Annotated in this window: 22 protein-coding genes and 1 tRNA gene; 9 read left to right on the top strand and 14 right to left on the bottom strand. The window is 57.4% G+C overall.

Annotated elements, in window-relative coordinates; genetic code table 11:
* The gene (locus tag FZE95_RS09115) at positions 1-651 is read left to right on the top strand and encodes a CoA transferase subunit B (RefSeq protein ID WP_150300545.1); all 651 of its coding nucleotides are present in this window, start codon (positions 1-3) and stop codon (positions 649-651) included.
* Positions 652-779: 128 nt separating this feature from the next.
* Positions 780-1,961: an acetyl-CoA C-acetyltransferase gene (locus tag FZE95_RS09120; protein WP_150300546.1), complete on the top strand. Its 1,182-nt coding sequence runs from the start codon at positions 780-782 to the stop codon at positions 1,959-1,961.
* 44 nt (positions 1,962-2,005) lie between these two features.
* Here FZE95_RS09120 and FZE95_RS09125 read toward each other — a convergent pair whose 3' ends face one another.
* Positions 2,006-2,329 carry a 2Fe-2S iron-sulfur cluster-binding protein gene (locus FZE95_RS09125; RefSeq protein WP_150300547.1) on the bottom strand — a complete coding sequence of 108 codons (324 nt, stop codon included), beginning with the start codon at positions 2,327-2,329 and terminating at the stop codon, positions 2,006-2,008.
* A gap of 199 nt (positions 2,330-2,528) precedes the next feature.
* On the opposite strand from FZE95_RS09125, the gene FZE95_RS09130 reads away from it, so the two are divergent.
* From FZE95_RS09130 to FZE95_RS09140, 3 genes are all read left to right on the top strand, one after another.
* Positions 2,529-3,470 (top strand): Rieske 2Fe-2S domain-containing protein, encoded by a 942-nt coding sequence (locus FZE95_RS09130; protein ID WP_150300548.1) that lies wholly within the window; start codon positions 2,529-2,531, stop codon positions 3,468-3,470.
* 21 nt (positions 3,471-3,491) lie between these two features.
* Positions 3,492-4,529 carry an aromatic ring-hydroxylating dioxygenase subunit alpha gene (locus FZE95_RS09135; RefSeq protein ID WP_150300549.1) on the top strand — a complete coding sequence of 346 codons (1,038 nt, stop codon included), beginning with the start codon at positions 3,492-3,494 and terminating at the stop codon, positions 4,527-4,529.
* Positions 4,530-4,603: 74 nt separating this feature from the next.
* Positions 4,604-4,978: a VOC family protein gene (locus FZE95_RS09140; RefSeq protein ID WP_150300550.1), complete on the top strand. Its 375-nt coding sequence runs from the start codon at positions 4,604-4,606 to the stop codon at positions 4,976-4,978.
* Positions 4,979-5,181: 203 nt separating this feature from the next.
* Here FZE95_RS09140 and FZE95_RS09145 read toward each other — a convergent pair whose 3' ends face one another.
* Positions 5,182-7,524, bottom strand: coding sequence for an FdhF/YdeP family oxidoreductase (locus FZE95_RS09145; protein ID WP_150300551.1), 2,343 nt, complete (start codon positions 7,522-7,524; stop codon positions 5,182-5,184).
* 196 nt (positions 7,525-7,720) lie between these two features.
* On the opposite strand from FZE95_RS09145, the gene FZE95_RS09150 reads away from it, so the two are divergent.
* Positions 7,721-8,653 carry a quinone oxidoreductase family protein gene (locus FZE95_RS09150; protein WP_150300552.1) on the top strand — a complete coding sequence of 311 codons (933 nt, stop codon included), beginning with the start codon at positions 7,721-7,723 and terminating at the stop codon, positions 8,651-8,653.
* A gap of 782 nt (positions 8,654-9,435) precedes the next feature.
* Here FZE95_RS09150 and FZE95_RS09155 read toward each other — a convergent pair.
* The 9 genes from FZE95_RS09155 to dapA form a co-directional block, all read right to left on the bottom strand.
* Positions 9,436-9,705, bottom strand: a complete 270-nt coding sequence (locus tag FZE95_RS09155) for a BPSL0761 family protein (protein WP_150300553.1) — start codon at positions 9,703-9,705, stop codon at positions 9,436-9,438.
* Complete coding sequence (locus FZE95_RS09160) at positions 9,706-9,915, bottom strand: hypothetical protein (RefSeq protein ID WP_150300554.1); 210 nt, start codon at positions 9,913-9,915, stop codon at positions 9,706-9,708. It abuts the gene before it with no gap.
* Between the two features lie 89 nt (positions 9,916-10,004).
* Positions 10,005-11,423: a DUF6035 family protein gene (locus tag FZE95_RS09165; protein ID WP_150300555.1), complete on the bottom strand. Its 1,419-nt coding sequence runs from the start codon at positions 11,421-11,423 to the stop codon at positions 10,005-10,007.
* Between the two features lie 499 nt (positions 11,424-11,922).
* The gene (locus tag FZE95_RS09170) at positions 11,923-12,189 is read right to left on the bottom strand and encodes a hypothetical protein (RefSeq protein WP_150300556.1); all 267 of its coding nucleotides are present in this window, start codon (positions 12,187-12,189) and stop codon (positions 11,923-11,925) included.
* A gap of 565 nt (positions 12,190-12,754) precedes the next feature.
* A tRNA-Ser gene (locus FZE95_RS09175) sits at positions 12,755-12,844 on the bottom strand.
* 45 nt (positions 12,845-12,889) lie between these two features.
* Positions 12,890-13,603 carry a phosphoribosylaminoimidazolesuccinocarboxamide synthase gene (gene purC, locus FZE95_RS09180; RefSeq protein ID WP_150300557.1) on the bottom strand — a complete coding sequence of 238 codons (714 nt, stop codon included), beginning with the start codon at positions 13,601-13,603 and terminating at the stop codon, positions 12,890-12,892.
* Positions 13,603-14,400: an MBL fold metallo-hydrolase gene (locus FZE95_RS09185; protein ID WP_150300558.1), complete on the bottom strand. Its 798-nt coding sequence runs from the start codon at positions 14,398-14,400 to the stop codon at positions 13,603-13,605. Before FZE95_RS09185 ends, purC begins: the two co-directional genes overlap by 1 nt.
* A gap of 4 nt (positions 14,401-14,404) precedes the next feature.
* Complete coding sequence (bamC, locus tag FZE95_RS09190) at positions 14,405-15,517, bottom strand: outer membrane protein assembly factor BamC (protein WP_190324537.1); 1,113 nt, start codon at positions 15,515-15,517, stop codon at positions 14,405-14,407.
* 35 nt (positions 15,518-15,552) lie between these two features.
* Positions 15,553-16,428, bottom strand: a complete 876-nt coding sequence (gene dapA, locus FZE95_RS09195; RefSeq protein WP_150300560.1) for a 4-hydroxy-tetrahydrodipicolinate synthase — start codon at positions 16,426-16,428, stop codon at positions 15,553-15,555.
* Positions 16,429-16,627: 199 nt separating this feature from the next.
* On the opposite strand from dapA, the gene FZE95_RS09200 reads away from it, so the two are divergent.
* Positions 16,628-17,185, top strand: a complete 558-nt coding sequence (locus FZE95_RS09200) for a glycine cleavage system protein R (protein ID WP_150300561.1) — start codon at positions 16,628-16,630, stop codon at positions 17,183-17,185.
* A 22-nt stretch (positions 17,186-17,207) separates the two neighbouring features.
* On the top strand, positions 17,208-17,675 hold the full coding sequence (locus FZE95_RS09205) for a peroxiredoxin (RefSeq protein ID WP_150300562.1): 468 nt from the start codon (positions 17,208-17,210) through the stop codon (positions 17,673-17,675).
* A gap of 45 nt (positions 17,676-17,720) precedes the next feature.
* On the opposite strand, the gene FZE95_RS09210 is transcribed toward FZE95_RS09205, so the two are convergent.
* Together FZE95_RS09210 and FZE95_RS09215 are read right to left on the bottom strand one after the other, a co-directional pair.
* Positions 17,721-18,812, bottom strand: coding sequence for an AI-2E family transporter (locus FZE95_RS09210; RefSeq protein WP_150300563.1), 1,092 nt, complete (start codon positions 18,810-18,812; stop codon positions 17,721-17,723).
* Entirely contained in the window at positions 18,809-19,060 is a 252-nt protein-coding gene (locus FZE95_RS09215; RefSeq protein ID WP_150300564.1) for a sulfurtransferase TusA family protein, read from the bottom strand. The genes FZE95_RS09210 and FZE95_RS09215 overlap by 4 nt, the downstream gene beginning before the upstream one ends.
* 103 nt (positions 19,061-19,163) lie before the next feature.
* On the opposite strand from FZE95_RS09215, the gene FZE95_RS09220 reads away from it, so the two are divergent.
* The gene (locus tag FZE95_RS09220; protein ID WP_397387124.1) at positions 19,164-20,603 is read left to right on the top strand and encodes a M48 family metalloprotease; all 1,440 of its coding nucleotides are present in this window, start codon (positions 19,164-19,166) and stop codon (positions 20,601-20,603) included.
* On the opposite strand, the gene nadA is transcribed toward FZE95_RS09220, so the two are convergent.
* Positions 20,604-21,644 (bottom strand): quinolinate synthase NadA, encoded by a 1,041-nt coding sequence (nadA, locus tag FZE95_RS09225; protein WP_150300565.1) that lies wholly within the window; start codon positions 21,642-21,644, stop codon positions 20,604-20,606.
* Positions 21,645-21,739 lie beyond the last annotated feature (95 nt).

Below are 21,739 nucleotides of genomic sequence, written 5' to 3' on the forward strand. Positions count from 1 at the left end.
ATGGCCTGGACACGCGAACAAATGGCGCAACGAGCCGCTCAGGAATTGGCTGACGGCTTTTACGTAAACCTCGGCATCGGGCTGCCTACGCTGGTGGCTAATTATATTCCCGAAGGCATGGATGTGTGGTTGCAGAGCGAAAATGGCCTGCTCGGCATCGGCCCCTTCCCGGAGGAAGACAAGGTCGATCCAGACCTGATCAACGCCGGCAAGCAGACCGTTACCAGCCTGCCCGGCAGCAGCTTTTTCGACAACGCTGACTCCTTCGCCATGATCCGTGGCGGACATATCAACCTGGCGATCCTGGGGGCAATGCAGGTGTCGGAGAAAGGCGATCTGGCTAACTGGATGATTCCCGGCAAGATGGTCAAGGGCATGGGCGGCGCGATGGATCTGGTCGCCGGCGTCAAGCGCGTCGTGGTGCTGATGGAGCACAACGCCAAGGACGGCAGCCCGAAGATTCTCAAGCAGTGCGAGCTTCCCCTGACCGGCCTTGGCGTCGTCACCCGGATCATCACCGATCTGGCGGTGCTGGACATCACCGACGCTGGCCTGGAACTGCTCGAACTGGCGCCCGGCATCACCGTCCAGGCATTGCAGGAAGCGACCGGTTGCCCGGTGCTGACCGAGCAATATCAAAACAAATATTAGCCTACCCTGCAGGGTAGGCTTCACTGGTTTCCGGAGTAGCTGACCAAGCTGCACTGGGGAGTGCTGCCCGTTGAAGGTTTTACGTGGCTCACCATTGCGGTAGCCACGTTTTTTTTGGAGAAAAGATCATGCAAGACGTCGTCATTGTCGCAGCAACGCGTACCGCCATCGGTAGTTTTCAAGGCTCGCTGGCCAACGTGCCTGCGGTTGAACTGGGCGCCACCGTTATCCGCTCGTTAATGAGCAGCACCGGCCTGGACGCCAGCCAGGTTGATGAAGTCATCCTCGGCCAAGTGCTGTCCGCCGGCTGCGGCCAGAACCCGGCCCGCCAGTCGGCGATCAATGCAGGCCTGCCGTTCAGCACCCCGGCGCTGACGCTGAACAAGCTGTGCGGCTCCGGCCTCAAGGCCGTGCACATGGCCATCCAGGCGATCCGCTGTGGCGATGCCGAGATCATCATTGCCGGCGGCATGGAAAGCATGAGCCTGGCGCCCTACGTGCTGCCCAAGGCGCGCACCGGCCTGCGCATGGGCCATGCCCAACTCGAAGACAGCCTGCTGAAAGATGGCTTGATCGATGCTTTCAACGACTACCACATGGGCATCACCGCCGAAAACCTGGCAAGCCAGTATCAGGTCAGCCGTGAAGACCAGGACGCCTACGCCCTGCTTTCCCAGCAGCGCGCCAATGCGGCGATCAGTGCCGGACGCTTCCAGGATGAAATCACGCCGGTGATGATTCCCCAGCGCAAGGGTGATCCCGTTGCCTTCGATACCGACGAGCAACCCAGGGCCGACACCTCTGAAGGCAGCCTGGCAGGCCTGCGTCCAGCGTTCAAAAAGGACGGCAGCGTCACCGCCGGCAATGCTTCGACGCTGAATGACGGCGCAGCGGCGGTAATGCTCATGACGGCGGACAAGGCGAAGGCGTTGAATTTGCCGGTGCTGGCGCGTATCAAGGGCTATGCCAGCGCAGCGGTGGATCCGGCGATCATGGGTATCGGACCGGTGCCAGCCAGCAAGAAATGCCTGAGCAAAGCCGGCTGGTCTATCGCGGAACTGGACCTGATCGAAGCCAACGAAGCCTTCGCCGCTCAATGCCTGTCGGTCGGCAAAGAGTTGGAATGGGATGTGTCGAAGGTCAACGTCAACGGCGGCGCTATTGCCCTGGGTCACCCCATTGGCGCATCCGGTTGCCGTGTGCTGGTTACCCTGCTCTATGAAATGGCTCGGCGTGATGCCAGGAAAGGGCTGGCGACGCTGTGTATCGGTGGCGGCCAAGGCGTCGCGCTGGCAGTCGAGCGCGATTGACCAGCGCCGGCGCGGAGCCGGGGACGGCTCCGCGCCACTTTTCATCAGATTTGTGTTGGTGGAAGAGTCACCACCATGCCCTCATGCACAGCCTCCAGGATCACGCAACAGCCCAGGCGGCTCTGTGCAAGCCGGGGAGCAGCGGTACCTTCAAGCATGTCATCTTCCATACCATCCATTTCCGGCAACTGGTCCAGCCATGACTCGTCAATATAAACGTGGCAGGTAGCGCACTGGCACGCCCCTCCACAATCACCCAGGATCCCTTCCAGACCGTGGTTGGCCGCAACCTGCATAAGCGTCTGGCCCGCAACGGCTTCTACAACCTGTTGACGATCATCTGAAAAATTGAAAATTACGGTCGGCATTGGTGGTTCTCCGCGCCTGGTGACTACCGGTAACTGGGTATTCATGATGCCTTACAAATTAACAGATTTGAACATTTATAAGATATCTGTCTACTTTCATTTGATCAAAATGCCGAGCCAGCCTAAAGTATTTCCAGGCATCTTCAGCAAGGCGAAGGCTGCACATAACACTAAAACAACAACAACGAGGTAGACCCTGATGGCTAATAGCGCTTGGTGGGCTTCGGCTTTGTCCGAGGCCGTAAACAATGAAAAACCCCTGGCAGTCGTCTGCAATGGCGAGGAGCTGGTCCTGTTTCGGGACAGGCAAGGTCAGGCGTTTGCATTGGAAGACCGTTGCCCTCACCGCCGCGTGCCCCTATCCCTTGGCTGCGTTGTAGAGAGCGGAATTCAGTGTGGCTACCATGGCTGGACATTTGACGGCGCCAGTGGCGCTTGCACGGCGATACCCAACCTGCACGTCGATGAACGAGTGCCTGCCCGATATGCGGCGCGAGCCTATCCGGTGGCTGAACGAAACGGATTTGTTCACGTCTGGTTAGGGGAAGGTGAGCCGAACGAGTCAGTGCCTGCGGCAACTTATCAGCCTGAAGGTCGCGAATATACCGGCGCGGCCACCGTCAGTATTCTGCACGAGGAATATCTTGCCGCAATGCTTGATGGACCCCACTGCCTGATCAGTTTTGACGCGGTAAAGATGACCGATTTCTTTCTGGGCGATCCCTGTCTGAAGGATAACCATCTGGTCCTTGATCGAGGTGCAGTCTGGTCTACCAGGGTGCTTCCGCCGCAATTCGTTGTCGACTATCCCCTGATCGTCCGTACGTCCGTTCCTGTATGCGGAGGCGACATTCGCGTCGACCTTCTCACCGAGGAGGAAACGCCGCTGTGTACCGTTTTCATTGCCTCGGGAGCCAACCGACGCAGTACCACCAGTCTCTGTTGGCGAGGCTTTCTGCACCGAAGCGAAGCCGGAGTTACACCGCTGCGCTGGCGTGCAGCGCGCCGGGCACAACGCCCACCTTTTCGGGTACATGCCCATGTCGATGGCGAAGCGTTAGCCGCTCTGCTGGTAGCACCCTCCCGTGACCTGGACCGGCTACGCGATCAATCGCTGATTCCTGTACGTGCCGCCGTCTGATTGTCCCAAGGAGAATTCACAATGCACACTGTATCCACCAACGACACCGTCGCAGGGCAGCGCAGCAAGCGTCCCTCCGACTGGACTCCGGTCAATTATGATCTGCACGACACCTGGTTTCCGGTCTCGCACAGTCGCGACGTGAGCTCAAGGCCAATCCGCCGAATCATCCATTCCCAGCCTTATTTTCTCTGGCGTGAAAACGGAATACCTCAGGCGGCCGAGTTCCATCCATCGCGGCTGGAAGCCCTGCGCCACGCCAGCAGCGCCTTCACCGGAGGTTCCGGCAGCTATCCTGTTATAGAACGCTACGGCTATATCTGGGCGTGGTATGGCAACCCCGACAACGCAGACATTCAGCTGCTGCCACATATCCCCTTCCTGCCCCTGGACGGCAATATTCCGGGCTACACACAGCGGACTGTGCGGTTCGATGCCTCATCGGCGCTCTCGGTGGAAAACCTCATCGACCTGACCCACGCCGATTTCCTGCATGCCAATACCATAGGCGACGGCATCTCCGAATCCGACGTCGTCGAAGTCGAATGGACGTCCGAAACGGTAACCAGAACCCGTATGGTCACGCAAAAGTCAGTCGCGCCGGTGATGCGCTGGGTGGGCGGGGTACGCGCCAAGTATCAAGATTTCCGTGCCGTGCTGCATATTCACTTGCGCAGCAATGTCTGCATTTCCTACCCCCGATTTCGACCTGGTTACGACGTTCCCAATCTGCAACCGTTTTTGCCGGTAGGACGGCATCGCTCCCGTTGCGACGTTACTTTCAACACCACCGCAGCGCCCTCTCCTTTTCGCTATTTGATGCCGCGCATCAATTACATCATCCAGCCTCAGGACAACTCGGTGGTACGTCCGCAGAACCAGCGCTATCTGGACGAATCAGACAGGCGTGACCTGCATTCTCGCTTCGACGCACCCGGCACTCGATACCGCTACCAGATGGAACAACTGGCTAAGCGCCAGCGCCGGGGGGACTTTTCCTACGGTACTGATGCGGAACCGGGACGTGACATCACCACATTGCTAGGCATGGATGGCTAAATGCTCCGCGCGCCCGAGAAACCTTGCGATCAACTGAGCGCCATGTAACGCGCTCCAACCAGGAGAACTGCCCTATGTTTTCACACGTCACTGTAGGTACCAACGACCTATCCAGAGCTCGCATCTTCTACGATTCAGTGCTTGGCGCACTGGGTTATGAAAACCTCGGCAACATGGAAACGGCATCGCTCTGGGGCGGCGCAGGCCCGCGCTTCGTAGTGCTGAAACCAGCCGACGGCAACGTCGCCAGTGTAGGCAACGGCCTGACCGTAGGCTTTGCAGCGGCGGATCGAGCCGCAGTGGGTGAATTCCACAAGCGTGCCCTGGAGGCAGGAGGAACGGATGCTGGCGCCCCGGGGTTTCGGGACGTGGGGCCGAATGTGTACGCAGCCTATGTACGCGATCCGGATGGTCACAAGATAGTGGCCAGCTGCATTAGCGAAGGTTAGTGCTCCCAAAGGCAACGAGAAAAGTCGCCGGAGTAAAACGATCAAATCGCTTCTGCCATTATTAACGCGCCCCGGAGCGCTTCCCTTCAGAAGGGCTTCCGGGGGGTCCATGCCAGCATTGCAGCCAAGCTTGAGCCTAAAGCCTCAACATAGCTAATCGAGGCCTTTCGTGCATACATCCTGGCAGGTAGCGACTTACTGACCTATCCATGGACAAACCTTAACTGGTGCTTCGATCCGCAATCACCCGGATAAAGCTTGATCGGTATGAACTTCGATGCTGGCGTGAAGCTGTCAACACCGTAACTATCCAGCGGCACCAGCGGATTGATCTCTGGGTAATAGGCCGCTGCCTGCCCTTCCGGAATGTCGTAGGGAAGCAGCGTAAAACCTTTTATCCGTCGCTCAACACCATCATCCCAGAGTGAAACCAGATCTACTTTCTGAGCCGCCTCAAAGCCCAACCTGTCGATATCCTTCTGATTGACGAAAAGGACTTCGCGCTGCCCCGAAACTCCCCGGTAGCGATCATTCAAGCTATAGATAGTTGTGTTGTACTGATCGTGTGAGCGGAGGCTTTGCAAGATCAAATCATGGGTTCGTCCACTGGCATGAACCTTCTCGTGAATCAGACTACCCGGCAGGGAGGTAGCTGAAAAACGCGCCTTCTCGGTACTGGTACGCCACACACGCTGGCTGGCCAAGTTGGGCAAGTGAAAGCCGCCAGGCTGCTTCAGACGGTCTTCAAACTGATCGAAACCGGGCACCGTCCGGGCAATGGCGTCCCGGATCAGCCGATAGTCGTCACGCATCGCTTGCCAGTTTAAGGGATGGTTGCCCAGCGTGGCCTCGGCGATGCCGGCTATGATCCAGGGTTCCGAGCGCATCTGCTTTGACAGAGGCTCTAGTTGCCCAAACGATGCGTGCACCATGCTGAAGGAATCTTCAACGGTGACGCATTGAGGGCCTGTTGCCTGCTGGTCGATATCCGTTCTGCCAAGACATGGCAAAATCAGAGCATCCCTGCCCACCATCAGATGGCTGCGATTGAGCTTGGTACTGATCTGCACCGTCAACGCACAATTGCTCAGTGCCTGATGGGTCAGCACGCTGTCAGGCGTGGCTTGCGCAAAATTACCACCCAGCGCTACAAACACACGGGCTTCGCCTTTGAGCATGGCGTGGATGGCTTCAACAGTGTTGTGGCCATCGCGGCGTGGCGGCTCGAAACTAAAGCTCTCCGCCAGCCGGTCGAGGAAGCCCTGCGGCGGCCTTTCGTTGATGCCCATGGTGCGGTCACCCTGAACGTTGCTGTGCCCGCGCACCGGACAGAGGCCAGCACCGGGGCGTCCGACGTTGCCGCGCAATAGCTGCAGGTTGACTATTTCCTGAATAGTCGCCACGCCGTGATGATGTTGGGTGATGCCCATCGCCCAGCAGAAGATGACGTTGGACGCCTCGCAATAGAGCTTGGCGGCCCTCTCGATCTGACCCAGACTCAGGCCTGATTGCTCGACGATATGCTCCCAGCCAGTGGCGTCCAGCACCTCCAGATAGGTGGCAAATCCATCGGTCTGCATGAGAATGAAGTCATCGTCCAGTACGCCGGAAACCCCGCGGCGTTGCGCGTCTCTTTCCCATGCCAGGAGATATTTCGCCATGCCCCGGAGAATGGCCATGTCACCACCCAGCGCCGGTCGAAAGAAATCCGTATGCATCGGCTTCGACCGGTTGGTGAGCATTTCCGACATCTTCTGCGGATGCTGAAATCGCTCCAGCCCGCGCTCCTTCAATGGGTTGAAACACACCACCTGCGCGCCGCGCCTGACAGCATCCCGCAGCGGCTCAAGCATGCGCGGGTGATTGGTACCGGGATTTTGCCCAAGAACGAATATGGCATCGGCATGCTCGAAGTCGTCGAAGGTCACCGTACCCTTGCCCGTCCCCAGACTCCCGTTCAGCGCTACACCGCTCGCCTCGTGGCACATGTTCGAGCAATCGGGAAAATTGTTGGTGCCGTAGGCACGGGCAAACAACTGATAGAGAAAGGCCGCTTCGTTGCTGGCGCGACCCGACGTATAAAATTCGGCCTGATCCGGAGATTCCAGATGGTTGAGGTGGCCGGCAATCAGCGCAAAAGCAGCATCCCAACTGATCGGGAGATATCGGTCGGTCGCGGCATCATAGCGCATCGGTTCCGTCAGGCGTCCCTGGTATTCAAGCCAGTAGTCACTCTGCTCACGCAATTGTGCGACGCTATGCCGGGCGAAAAACTCGGCGTTCACCCGACGACTGGTCGCTTCCCAATTGACCGCCTTGGCGCCATTTTCACAGAATTTGACCGCACCGGATTCCGGTGAATCACCCCAGGCGCAACCGGGGCAATCAAAGCCTCCCTGCTGATTGGTTCTGAGCAACGCCTTGATGTTCTTGATGGGCTGTTCGCTGTTCAGCCACGCATGGGTAACGCTCAGCAACGCACCCCAGCCAGCTGCCGGGCCATTGTAGATTTTGAACTGCGTTTTGCTGTTATGTAACCAACTCATCCAGTATTCACCAAGTGCGGGTGCTTGGGTCAGAGTATCGCGAAGAGACTTTAGAAATGTCCTTCATTCGCCACGCTCCGTTCTTTTGACAGAATATCAATCTTACTACAGAATCATATCCCACTACAGCGCACAAACATGCCAGACATCAGCCGGAGCTTCTCTCTCACGCATTTGTCGGCAACAGGAGATAACAATGAAAGCAGCTGTCATTACCGAACGCGGCGCCCTCCCCGTTATGCAGGACTTCAAGGAACCGGAAGCCCAGGACGGCGCGATACTGATCGACGTTGATACTGCAGGCCTCGGCGGCTGGGACGTGCTCGGCGCGTATCGACTCGGCGTAGCCTATCCCTGCGTCATCCGTGGCGAGGGCGTCGGTCGCACGGCGGAAGGCAAGCGCGTGTATTTTGGCGAACGCTCTGTATTGCCTTTTGGCGCCTGGGCCGAGCGCACACTGGTCCCTGCCGAAGAAGTCTGGGAGGTGCCGGACCATATCGATGACCGTACCGCCATTACCATGGGTATTGCCGCAACCGGCGCGCTGATCCCGCTGGAAACCGCAAAGATTCAACCCGGTGAGACCGTATTGATCCTCGGCGGTACCGGCACGCTCGGGCAGATCGCCCTGCAGCTTGCCCGTTATCTGGGAGCGGGCAAGGTAGTTGCCGCAGGCAGAAGTGAAGCAGCTCTGGCACGCTTGAAAGAGCGCGGAATTACCGACGCGACGGTATGCCTCAAGGGCGACGAAACTGATGTGGCGGCACTCAAGGCCGAAGCGGGAGAAGGTTATGACGTAGTGCTTGATCTGGTGTGTGGGCAGCCCATGCTGAATGCATTGAAGGCAACGCGATGGGGAGCGCGCATCGTAACCGTCGGCACCGGTGCGGGACGGCAACTCAATCTGGATATCGCTGACCTCCTGTTCAGGACGCTTTCATGCATCGGCACCGGTCAACGCCCTCCGGCTGACCGTCGCAAAATCTGGGAACGCTTGCTGGATATCACCACCACGGAAAACATTACTGTGGACTATGCCGAGTTCGACTTCGACGAGACGCCAAAAGCCTGGGAATCACAGGTGAATGGGCCCCACGCAAAAATTTACGCGAAGGTCGGTAAATCTTGAGTTTGCACAGGTGAAACTCGACCCAATCACATCAGATAGCTAGGTAGGGCGCGCGCTATCCACCAATCCAGCTCCGGGACGGCTAAGGAATGCCGCCTGTGAGCTCAAGACACCCTCTCCCGGCACAAGCGTTAGCGGTTTAGCGTAAAGATTCAGACGCATCGGGTAAATGTGCTGGAAGTGGTTCGCTCGATAAAAATAAGCTTCTTTAGCTGTCATGGGCGACAAGGATGTTTTAGAGCAATGCGTGTTGATCGTGGAATTAGAAGCCGCCCGGATGCTCGCCAATCGGCTACATACTGTTGACAGTATTGTTTAAGCTCGATGCTGATCTGGCATTCCCGTTGTGGTTGCGGTGGAGTCAGTGTGGTATGGCTTGACTATGGAAAACAAATGCAGGTTCTTGGCGCTTACCCTTGATCAAAAAAATAAAAAAATTCTAGGAAACGTTCATGACCACCTTAGGAGCACCATTTAGCCATGTTTTCAAGATGGGATTTTTCGCACCCTTGTTAGCGCTTGCTTAATGCTTTCCGGGCATTGTCGAATGGAAACCAGAGCCCAACGCAACCCATTCGTTGCGTATTTTGATCGCGGCGGTAAGGGCCTGATCATACCCTCCGTACTTTGCTGCTGAAAAATATTATTGTCGGTACTTCCTCAGCACGCTCTTCCGTACCAGGTAACCACCCGGGTAGCCTGGATGAATCTGAGCTCGGGTACAAATTCGGTCGATTCCATGATTTCTCTAACGTCTCTACAACGGAGCGACGTGCTCCTGGTTACTCTTCAGATGGACTGAAACGAGGGCTTCCGCTTAACAACAGAGCAAGCTGCTGGTCGTCTGTCTTCAAGCCACACAGCCGCTTTTCTATCTCGCCAATGGCTTCCAGATGAAAATTTTCCGGGTAGTGCCGCAACAGCGCCCTGGCTTCGTCACGCAGTTCGTGCGGCAAAGCCGTGTCGCCAAGTAGCTGCTGCAAAAACAGCCTGGTACGCAGTACTGCCCGAGCGCGCTCATAAGGCAGTGTCGTGTCTGCTCCTAGCCGCATTCAGATCCCATCATCAATCAGAATCGGGCGCTCTGGTTTGGTTTTTCTATATATGACGGTTCGCTCAAAATTAGCCGGACCTTCAGCAAGTCCGAAATAAGGATGCCCCCGGGCAAAATATCTCTTCCCGTTCGAGCAGGTTAACAGTTGCGACGTTCTCCCTTCCTCGATTTCACCTTGCTCGACTCGCAACACCATGCCGACTTCCATGTCATACGTCTCGCTTTGCTGTCATGGCATGAGCAGGTTGATAATGTGATCCACAACGGAGTCGGCCTCGATCAGCATCAGTTGGCCGCTTAGGTTGGTATGCCTAGAACGTCTTTGGGATGAAGAATCAATTTGTGGGCCACCTCAGGAAAAAGAAAGCTAAGGAGAGGATCGAAATCGCGGTTTGGCATGTATTTCTCATCGCCCCGTTTCAGCGCAGCTCTGTAACCCTTCGCCTTGGCGAGCCAATTTTTTTTTGGATCATGTATTTTCATGGTCGCTGCGCGGTCGTGCGCCTCCAGCATCAATCGAAATAACCAAATCGTTCGCTTTCGTTGATCGACCAAATAATGGCCGACCTTTACGAGGTCCGTGTGACGCGTGCCTACGGGCATTCCTGCTCTAGCCGAGTAGGCAGCAACGAGATAAAAGTGCAGGCCATCACTGCGAACCGGCCGATCCGGTAGCAAAATACCGCGCTGAAAAAAACGAACCATGAAATCAGACCAGGTACGGTCGAATTCTTCACCATGGATTTGCTCCGCCAGGAACGACAAGTAAAAACGGTTAAAGTCTTTTCGCAGGCTAGCGTCGTGTTCGTGCAACTGAATTGTATACAGCTTCGCCTGCGTTGCCGACCTGGCTGATTCGTAATCGAAAAAATATGCGCGGGGCACGCCTGCATAGCTGTTATCGAAAGTCAATTGATCGAAATAGACTATACTGCGTCCAATCCGTTCGACGATTTCCGTACCTGCCAAAACCGGCTCAAGCCACATACACTCAAGAGCGAACCTCTTGTTCACTTGCGAAAGCTGCACAGTCTCTCTCGTAATACGAAACGCGTTTCTGTTGTTCGCATAAAAGATGTCGTCTTCAGACAAACGAAACAGATCCAGTTCTAGATCCCTAAAAAGCCACAGAAGCCTCCCCTCGTTTCGCCGATAAAACGCCATGCGCTCGGCTATAACGTGAAGGAACGTGGTCGACAACTGTACTTCAAATGCGACGCGCAGACCGTTCCTGCAGCTCCGAACATCAGGCTGACGCCAACTGACGCCATCGATATCCCACCACCGCTTCTCTGACATCGTCTCGGAAAAAGAAGCATCTGCAGCCAGGCTCTCGAGAAGCATACCTTTCAGTTGCTTATGTTCATGCCCTTCTTTAGCCTGGGCGAAGCGCCTTGCGTCAATGGCTTTTGCTCCGGACCCGCCGAGGCCCGTGCACGAGCCATCGTCTCGTAGGTGTTTGAAAAAGAAGCGTTCGACGGCCCGGTCTCTAATTTTTATAGATGCGAGAATCATTGCATTCTCACACTTTGGGCAAACGTATCTACTCTGCCCCTCGATCAACTGAATACGTAAAGCGACGCGACGCTCGCTTATTACACTGCCATAATCCTCTCCTCCCATGAATTCCAGCAGGCTGAGCCATCGACCTGTATCTCGGTCCAGCACCATTTCATGTTCTTGAGTCTGAGCAGGCTCTACGATGCATCCGTTCATAAAGCTCCTTCCGATGTGCGGATATCTATCAATATTTTATATCAACGCAGGCCCAGCGATGCAGGAGATTGGCCGTGTAAGGTTTCGACGAAGCTCTGGGGCTACGGATCAATCAGCGACGTGAATCGTGCCTTTAACTTCTTAAACAGCGATCCAGATTAGACCGGCACCAGAAACGGTCTGCTCCGAGCGACTGCGTCTGACTGGGGAGTGGCTTATCCAACTTAAGAATTGCGTCTGTCCCGTTCTTTCGCATAACCACTCGGTCAGCTCACCGTTGCACCACACCTGCCGACGGCGGTACGCGTTGTTGCCATCCAGACCGCCGCTCAGCATCGACTGCGTTCGCCGACGCTCGACGCCCAGGTCACAACGCCGCTACGAAAAGCAACCCACCGACCGCTGGCTTTTCCGTCTAGACACTGTCTCATTTGTCTCTAGCGAGAAAGATGGGAGATGAATGCACACCAGCCAACAGACGCCTCAGGCAAACCCGCAATTAGTGTGGGTCTGCAACGGTCTCGAGCAGCGGATTGTGACAGTGCGCCTTCAACCCGGACATGGACGCGGCCATCAAATCGCGTGCCGCCGTGCAGCTGTAAGCTTTCAACATCTTCGGCAGTTCGGCCAGCAGCGCGCATCGCTCGATCTTCACCCGAGTATGTTCGGCCAGGTAGTCCATTCGCAGAAACGATGCCTTTTCGTCATCTGCATTGGCTGCGAGAGAAAACAGGGAAACCATATGACTCAGTGCCTTGGTGTCCATAGGACAGCACTGTCTTGACCTGCATCTCGTTGGGCTGCCCTCCCGTAGCCAGGTTCATCCCGGCTGCAGCCAGCGCATCGAGAAGACCCTATAGACACGCACGTTTTTATGGGTCTCTCCCGGCACCTCAATCCGGACATCACTTCCGGTGACGCACCAGCCCGTCAACTGATGCTCATACGCTTCCAGTTTATCGATTGGCCATCGGGTGCTACACCGGCCAATCTTCACCGGCTTCGAGAGCGAGCCATCTGCAGCCCACACCTAGATTGTCGCCCGTGAAACTCCATAACGTTTTGCGACTTCGTTGACCGTCAACAACACCTTCTTTCCTCGCGTATCGGTTTGATAGGCGAATCGTGGCGCAAAGCCCCTTGAAAGCGAGCGGCGTAAACACAGAAACAAGCGGTTGGACGGGGTAAAGCGACGGATAAAAGTGTCGGCGACAAGAGGGAGCTGGTGTTGTAGACACAAAACTGCCCCAGATCATCCATTTCCAGGATGTGGGGCAGGATGTTGGGTAGAAACCAAAACGACATATAAGCCGTTGATTTGTAAGGAAGCATGGCGGAGAGTCAGGGATTCGAACCCTGGGTACGGTTGCCCGTACAACGGATTTCGAATCCGTCCCGTTCGACCACTCCGGCAACTCTCCAGTCGGCGCGCATAATATCAGCTATGCGCGCCGTTACAAAGAGTTTCAGGGCAAACTGACGCCCAGTCTTTGTGCGACTTCCTCATAGGCTTCGATAACGCCACCGAGGCCCTGACGAAAGCGGTCCTTGTCCATTTTTTTGCCGGTTGCCTTGTCCCACAGACGGCAACCGTCCGGGCTGAACTCATCGCCCAACACGATTTCGCCCTTGAACACGCCGAACTCGAGTTTGAAGTCGACCAGCATCAAGCCGGCGTCATCAAATAGCTGCTTGAGAACATCATTCACCTTGAGCGTGAGTTCCTGCATGCGTTCAAGCTGGGCAGCAGTGGCCCAGCCGAAGGTCACCACGTGCGAGGCATTGATGAAGGGATCGCCCTTGGCGTCATCCTTCAGAAACAGCTCGAAGGTCGGCGGCACCAGGGCCTGCCCTTCCTCAATACCCAGACGCTTGACCAGACTGCCGGCAGCGTAGTTACGTACAACGCACTCGACCGGAATCATGTCGAGCTTCTTGACCAGACATTCGGTGTCGGAGACCAGGCTATCGAACTGGGTCGGAACGCCCGCAGCCTCGAGCTTCTGCATGATGAACGCGTTAAAGCGGTTATTGACCATGCCCTTGCGGTCCAGCTGTTCGATCTTCTTGCCATCGAATGCCGATGTATCGTTGCGGAACAGCAGGATCAGTCGATCCGGATCGTCGGTGGTGTATACCGACTTGGCCTTGCCACGATACAGCTCTGTGCGTTTTTCCATTACCGGCTCCCGCTTTCGGCAAATTGGTGATGGGATAATCCCGAAATATCCTGCCAGGGCAAGCCCTGCTTCTGTTCGGCCAGACACAGCTGGCCAGGCCACTCCTGTAACGCCCGGGAGAGTTCGCCCAGGGCAAGGTCCGGCCGATTGTTCTTCTCACTGATGTGGGCAATCGCGACATGCTTCAGCGTGCTGGTATCGATTTCAGCCAGCAGTCCCGCCGCTTGCTGGTTACTCAGATGCCCGAGGCTGCCGCCTACCCGCGCCTGCAGACGGGGCGGATATGGCCCATTTCTCAACATGACCGGATCGTAGTTGGCCTCGAGAAACAGCGCATCCAGGCTCGCGTATTGCTCGACGATCCAGGGGGTGATGGTGCCGGTATCGGTCAGGATACCCAGCCGATGCAGGCCGCTATCGAAAATATACTGGCAGGGTTCACGGGCATCGTGCGGCACAGCGACAGGGGTAATTTCCAGATCACCGATCACAAAACGCCTGCCCAGTTGTACCCGCTCGAAGGGAAGCTCCGGCACGGCCATCGCATGGTGCGTACCGGCAGTCATATACACCGCAATGCCGTGGCGCCGGGCCAGGCGCTCGACACCTTGCACATGATCAGAGTGTTCGTGGGTGACCAGGACCGCGTCCAGCTGCTTTGGACTGATTCCAATGGCGGCCAGACGCTGCTCGGTGTTACGCAAACTGAACCCGCAATCGACAAGCACGCGGGTGCGGCCGCATTCAACCAGCGTGGCATTGCCGCGACTACCGCTACCCAGCGAACAGTACCGCATCAGCTCAACTCAGATTGTCACGGATGCGTGTCAGCAGATCCCGCGCCAGCCCGAGGTCGGTGGCGCTGTCGATGCTTCGCTCAACGGTAACCTGAACCTGATTGCCGATTTGCGTCAGACGTACCTGCACGCGGTCCGCACCGCTTTCAGGCTCCGGCTCACCGCGGCCAAACAGACGCGCGAAGAACCCTGCCTCTTCTGCCTGTTCGCTGGCCGACTGCTCCAGATCGATGTAATAAACGCCAGAGCTGCGGTTCAGGTCAGCCACTGCCAGATCCGCGCGACCGAGCGCAGATCCCACCGCGGCCCAGGCACGATTGAAGTCACGCTGGATGGTCAGCACCGGATTGCCGGCGCCATCCTCGCTCAGTTCTGCAGTATCAGCGACCGATCCCTGCAGGGACGTGGCGAGTGAAGCAGCACTGGCGGTATCGGACTGGTTCAGGTAGGTTTCCATTTCCGCAAGCAGCGCGCGCTCGAGATTGCTGTTGTCAGAATCATCAGGCCATTCGGACTGTGGTCCGCCCTGGCTGCGCGACATGTGCAGTACGTGGATCTCACTGTTGGCGCCCTGCACGCCCGGCTCGATACGAACCCGGAATCGCTGTTCCCTGCCTTCAAGCCGTCGCCCTTCTCCCACCGAGGGAGTCAGCCGGCGAACCAGCGGGTTACTGGACTGAAGGTCAAATGCCAGCCACTCAGTCTCGAACTCACCAAGGGAAGAGGACTCACTGGCGACCGGCACCTGGTAATCATCGAAGAACTGGCGCACCCGACCATACAATTCGGTCGGCGAGTTTGCGGCGAGCAGCCAGCGACGCGAGCCAGTCTGCTGCAGGGAAAACCCCGCATCATTGCCGCTGACCATCATGGGTTGCGGGCGTGGCACGACGAACTTGTCGGCATTTGCGGGGGCAGTCACACCCGGAACGGGCAACATGTCGCCAAGCGGCTTGCTGTTGATGCCATCGGGAACCTGCATACGTGGCTCGACCGTCGACAGCTGGTAATCACCGCCACGATCACGGAAATATCCTTCCTCACCAAACATATAACCACAGCCGCTAAGACTGCTACCCATTACCAGGATAGCCAGCGCACCCGTTACAGGCTTCATCTTGTATTCCTTGCTAAACATGTTCCGGGGTTGTCTCATAACAGACCGCATTGACGCAGCGCTTCGCGAACCGGCTCGTGGCACCGGGCACTGAGTGGTGTCAGAGGTAGACGCAAACCGTCACCGATCAAACCCATCTCGCTCATCGCCCACTTCACCGGTATCGGGTTGGATTCGATGAACAGCGTCTTGTGCAACGGCATCAATGCGTCGTTCAGGCGCCGGGCCAGATCCGCATCGCCAGCCAGGGCAGCCGCGCACAGTTCATGCATGGCGTGCGGCGCAACGTTGGCCGTCACCGAGATGTTGCCCTTGCCGCCCAGCAGGATCAGTTCGACCGCAGTCGGATCGTCGCCTGAGTAAACGCTGATCCGGTTGCCGACCCGGTCAATCAGCTCACGGGCACGCTGCATGTCGCCAGTCGCTTCCTTGATGCCAATGATGTTGGGGATGTCGGCAAGACGATCGACGGTCTCCGGCAACATATCGCAGGCGGTACGGCCCGGCACGTTGTACAGAATCTGGGGGATTGCAACCGCTTCGGCGATGAAGCGGTGATGCTGATACAAGCCTTCCTGCGTGGGCTTGTTGTAATACGGCGTCACCAGCAAGCAGGCATCAGCCCGCACGCTGCGTGCGGCTTCGGTCAATTCGACCGCCTCGCGAGTGGAATTGGCACCGGTCCCGGCGATAACCGGAATGCGCCCGGCAACCTGCTCGACGACGCGGCGAATAGCTTCCTTGTGCTCGGTCATATCGAGGGTAGCAGACTCCCCTGTCGTGCCAACCGCAACGATGCCGTCAGCACCCTGCTCAAGGTGGAAGTCTACCAGTCGCTCCAGCGCGGACCAGTCCAGGCCGCCGCGCGAGTCCATCGGTGTTACCAGCGCCACCAGGCTGCCTGAAATCATGCAACTGCTCCACTTGAAACGTTAATCGGCAATGGTACTTTCGCGCCGCGATCTGCACAAGGAGCGGCGCCGGCAAAGCTGCAATCCAGGCGGATGAAACTGACGGTTGAACCCATGACGACGGACAGGGACAATAGCTCCCTTGCGTCACGCCTGTCTTGCACTCTGGCCTGACAGAAACACCAGTCAGAGGATCATCATGTCCATTACGCCCAGCCAGAAGGAACAGTTCCTGGTTATCACTGCAATGGGGCAGCAAACCACCGCGCTGGCCACCTTGCTCACCAAACTATGCATGGAGCACCGCTGCCTCATCGTCAGTAGTCGCATGAGCCGACACGGCACTTGTACTGCGTTGCTGTTACAGATCAGCGGCAACTGGGATGCCCTTGCCCGCCTGGAGACATCACTGCCGGCCCTGGCCAAGCGTGAACACTTCACGCTTTCGATGAGCCGCAGCAAGCCATTGGAAGAACGCCCCCAGGCGTTGCCTTATAACGTGTTCGTCACCGCGGCCCAACGGCCGGAGCTGGTGGCCGAGCTCTGCACCTTCTTTCAGCAGTTGGAAATCGAGCTGGAAGAACTGTTCAGCTTCACCTATATGGCCCAGCACACCGGAACGCCGATGCTCAACCTGACGCTGACCATCGCCATCCCGGCCAAGACGCAGCTCAGCTGGCTGCGCGAACAGTTTCTCGACTTCTGTGATGAGCTGAACCTGGACGCCGTCATCGAACCCTGGCGTCCCCTCCACTGATAGCGCTGTAAGGATTTAATCAATGAGCATTGAGCTGGATACCAGGGTGCCTGATTTTACGGTCGTGGCGACAAGCGATAAAACCATCACGCTGTCAGAGCTGGCCGGACGCAAGGTGGTACTGTATTTCTATCCCAAGGACAGCACGCCCGGCTGTACCACCCAGGGTCAGGGATTTCGTGACCTGCATGAAGAATTTGCTGCTGCGAACACGTTGGTGTTTGGCGTTTCGAGGGATAGCCTGCGCAAGCATGAGAACTTCAAAGCCAAACAGGCGTTCCCGTTCGAGTTGATCAGCGACGCGGACGAGGCGCTCTGCAAACTGTTTGACGTCATCAAACTCAAGCAGATGTATGGCAAGGAGTACGAAGGCATCGAACGTAGCACCTTCCTGATCGACGAGAACGGCGTTCTTCGGCGTGAATGGCGTAAGGTCAAGGTCGCAGGCCATGTCGAGGACGTGCTCAAGGCTGCCAGGGAACTCTCCTGAAGTCACGCTGGCGGGCAATTTCGACGTTGCCCGCCTCTATAAAAGCTAGGCGCCAGGTTCTTCCAGCGGCGGCACTTCAATATCTGCTTCCACGCCCCGCGGCCACGCGTACAGCACCGCCTTGAACAGCGTCGCTAACGGAATTGCAAAGAACACGCCCCAGAACCCCCACAGGCCACCAAAAATCAACACGGCTGCAATGATCGCTACCGGGTGCAAGTTGACTGCTTCAGAGAACAACACCGGCACCAACACGTTGCCATCCAGTGCCTGAATCACCGCATACACTGCCATCAACACCATGAACTCGTTACCCAGCCCCCACTGGAACATGCCAACCATGGCGATCGGCAGGGTGGCGACTGTCGCCCCGATATAAGGCACCAGTACCGAGAGCCCGACTATCACCGCCAGCAACGCAGCGTAATTGAGGTGCAACACCGCAAAACAGACATAACTCACCGCGCCCACAATGATGATTTCCACCGCCTTGCCGCGAATGTAATTGGCAATCTGCTGGTTCATTTCCGTCCAGATACGCGTCATCAACCGGCGCTCACGTGGCAGATGCGCAATGAACCAGCGCGTGATGGTCTGGTTGTCCATGAGAAAGAAAAATACCAGGATGGGTACCAGAATCAGGTAGACCAGAATGGTAATCAACAATGGCAGACTGGCCAGCGACTGGGATAATAACCACTGGCCGAGCTGGCCAAACTCACCACTGGCAGTATGGATCAGCTGGGTTATCTGCTCCTCGGATACGAATGCCGGGAAGCGATCCGGCAGGTGCATCAGTTGTTCCTGCCACTCGACAAGCATGCGCGGCAGCTCGCCGATCAGAGCCAGCGTCTGACGCCACACCAGCGGTATCACCACGCCGATCAGCGCGCCCAGCACGCCAACAAACAGCAGGAACACTACCCACACAGCCAATACATGCGGCACATGCCAGCGACGCAAGCGCAGCACCAGCCCCTGCAACAGATAGGCGACCACCAGACCAATCAGCAGGGGCGCCAGTTTGTTGCCGAAGCTGATCACCACGGCGAAGCCCAGTATCAGCACAATGGCGAGGACTACCGCTTCTTCGTCTGAAAAATACCGCTGAATCCAGTTACGGAAGACTCGTATCATGCTTTCTTCCGCAGCCAGTAATGAAATTCTCCACCCTCGACAGAGGCGTTGAGCAACTGGTGGCCGGACAGCTCGGCAAAACGTTCAAAGTCGCGCTGGGAGCCGGCATCGGTGGCACTGACTTGCAGGACCTCGCCGGGTACCATCTCGTTGAGAGCCAGCTTGGCCTTGAGCAAAGGCAGAGGACAGGATAAACCCCGAGCGTCCAGTAGCCGATCGGCCCCTGATTCACACGATTTAACAACCATTTGCAGACTCCTTGTGATGCCTCAGTATAACCTTGCCGAACAGCGCGCAGACAATCATATACCGACGGGTTAGTTTACTTTCATGCAACGTATCAAAGCGGCCATCGCCCTCCTGCTCCAGGCAACGCTGATGTACTCGTTGGCGGTGGTCACGCCTGCCGCGGCAGCCTCTGAAATCAATCTTCCTTCGCTGGGTGATACCAGCTCATCGATCATGTCCCGCGAGCAGGAACACCAGCTCGGCCGGGCCTGGGTCTCGATGTTGCGCGGCGCGGTTGCGACGCTCGACGACCCGCTGCTCAAAGACTTCGTCGAGGACCATGTCTACAAGCTCGCCGAAACCAGCCAGCTAGAAGACCGAAGGCTGACCTTCGTAGCGATAGACAGCCCTCAGCTCAATGCGTTTGCTGCGCCAGGGGGCGTGGTAGGCGTGAATGGCGGCCTGTTTCTGCATGCCCACACCGAGGCCGAGTTCGCTTCGGTCATGGCACACGAGCTGGCGCACCTGTCGCAGCGGCATTTCGCGCGCAATCTGCAACAGCAGCAGCGCATGCGTATCCCATTGATGACGGCCATGCTTGCCAGCGTGGTACTGGCTGCTGCAGGGGGCGGTGATGCAGGCTTCGCCGCCCTCGCCTCCACCCAGGCTGCGGCGATTCAGGAACAACGTCGCTTTTCTCGTCAGAACGAACAGGAAGCCGACCGCATCGGCATCACCAACCTGCAGCAGGCCGGCTATGATCCAGAGGCCATGCCTGACATGTTTGAACGGCTGGCGCAGCTAAGCCGCTTCAGCCGCACCCCGCCGGAGTTCTTACTGACACACCCGGTACATCAGTCGCGCATCGCCGACTCACGCAACCGTGCCGAGCAGCTGAGCGGCAATGACCGCAAGGACAGCGTCGCGTATCAGATGATGCGTGCCCGGGTGCAGCTGAAATACGAACAGAGTCCGGGCCTGGCCGCACAGCGCTTCAAACTGTTGCTGGACGAGCATGACGGTGAGCATGATGCCGCTCGCTATGGCCTGGCGCTGGCTCTGACCCGCAGCGGTCAGTATGACGACGCAGCACAGGCGCTGAAGCCACTGCTGGAATCGCGTAGTAACGACATTGCGGTGAATCTCGCACAGGTTGAGCTGGACGCCAGTCGCGACCAAACGGAGCTCGCGTTGCAGCGCCTGGACCGCCTGCTGGCCATAGCGCCCGATAGTTATCCGGTACTCCAGAGCAAAGCAGACACCCTGCTTGGCGCACGGCGTTACAAGGACGCCGAACAGGTTATCAACCGTCTGGCCAACCTGAGGAGCGACGATCCGGATGTGTGGTTTCTGGCGGCGGAAATTCGCGGGCTGGCGGGGAATATCCTGGGTGTTCACATGGCCCGCGCCGAATACTTCATGCTGGCCGGCGATCTGGATCAGGCCAGCCAACAACTCGACCTGGCGTTGAAACGCGCCGATGACAGCTTCGTGATGACCTCGCGTATCAATGCGCGCAAGCAGGAGCTTGCGCGCCAGCGGGAGATCATCGACAGCTTCTGATCAGACCCTGGCTTTGCTGGTGAAATCCAGCATCCGCTCCAGCGGCTTGATCGCCTTGGGAATCAGAGTCTCTGGCACCAGAATTTCGTCAGTGCCCTGCTCCAGCGCCTGCAACACCCGGGGCAAGGTATTCATTGCCATCCAGGGGCAGTTGGCGCAGCTGCGACAGGTTGCGCCGCTTCCGGCCGTTGGCGCCTCGATCAGCTGCTTGTCCGGCGCACCCTGCTGCATCTTGTAGAAAATGCCGCGGTCAGTCGCCACGATGAACGTCGGATTGGGCAAGGTCTGGGTTGCCTTGATCAACTGGCTGGTCGAGCCTACAACGTCGGCCAATTCCACCACCGGTGCCGGCGACTCCGGATGGACCAGTATTGCCGCGTCCGGATAGACCTTCTTCAAATCCAGCAGCGCCTTGGCCTTGAATTCCTCGTGCACGATGCAAGAGCCCGACCAGAGCAACATGTCTGCTCCGGTCTTCTGCTGGATGTAGCCACCCAGATGCTGGTCCGGCGCCCAGAGGATCTTCTCTCCCTTATCCATCAGATGCTCGACAATCGCCTCGGCACAACTCGAGGTAACCACCCAGTCCGCTCGCGCCTTGACCGCTGCTGAAGTGTTGGCATACACCACCACAGTGCGATCGGGATGCTGATCGCAAAACGCCGAAAACTCGTCGATCGGGCAGCCGATATCCAGTGAGCAGGTCGCCTCAAGAGTAGGCATCAACACGCGCTTTTCCGGGCTGAGGATCTTTGCCGTCTCCCCCATGAAACGCACGCCCGCCACCACCAGCGTGCTGGCAGGATGATTCTTGCCGAAACGGGCCATTTCCAGTGAGTCCGAAACACAGCCGCCAGTCTCCTCAGCCAACGCCTGTATCAACGGGTCGGTGTAATAATGAGCAACCAGCGCAGCGTCGTGCGCCTTGAGCGCAGCCGCGATGCGAGCCAGATAATCGGCCTGTTCAGCTTCGCTCAATACGCGCGGCGCCTTGGCCGCGAGATGCGCCTGAACAAGTACACGCTCGGGAATCTGAGACATAGTTCGAACCACTCAACGAGATTTGACCGGCCAATAATACCATGCCAGGTCAAGCCCCCGTGCTTCCTGTTGTCGCCAACTCTGATTACGCGGGT

Origin of the sequence: Pseudomonas profundi (assembly GCF_008638305.1) — a bacterium.
Classification (GTDB): Bacteria; Pseudomonadota; Gammaproteobacteria; order Pseudomonadales; family Pseudomonadaceae; genus Halopseudomonas; species Halopseudomonas profundi.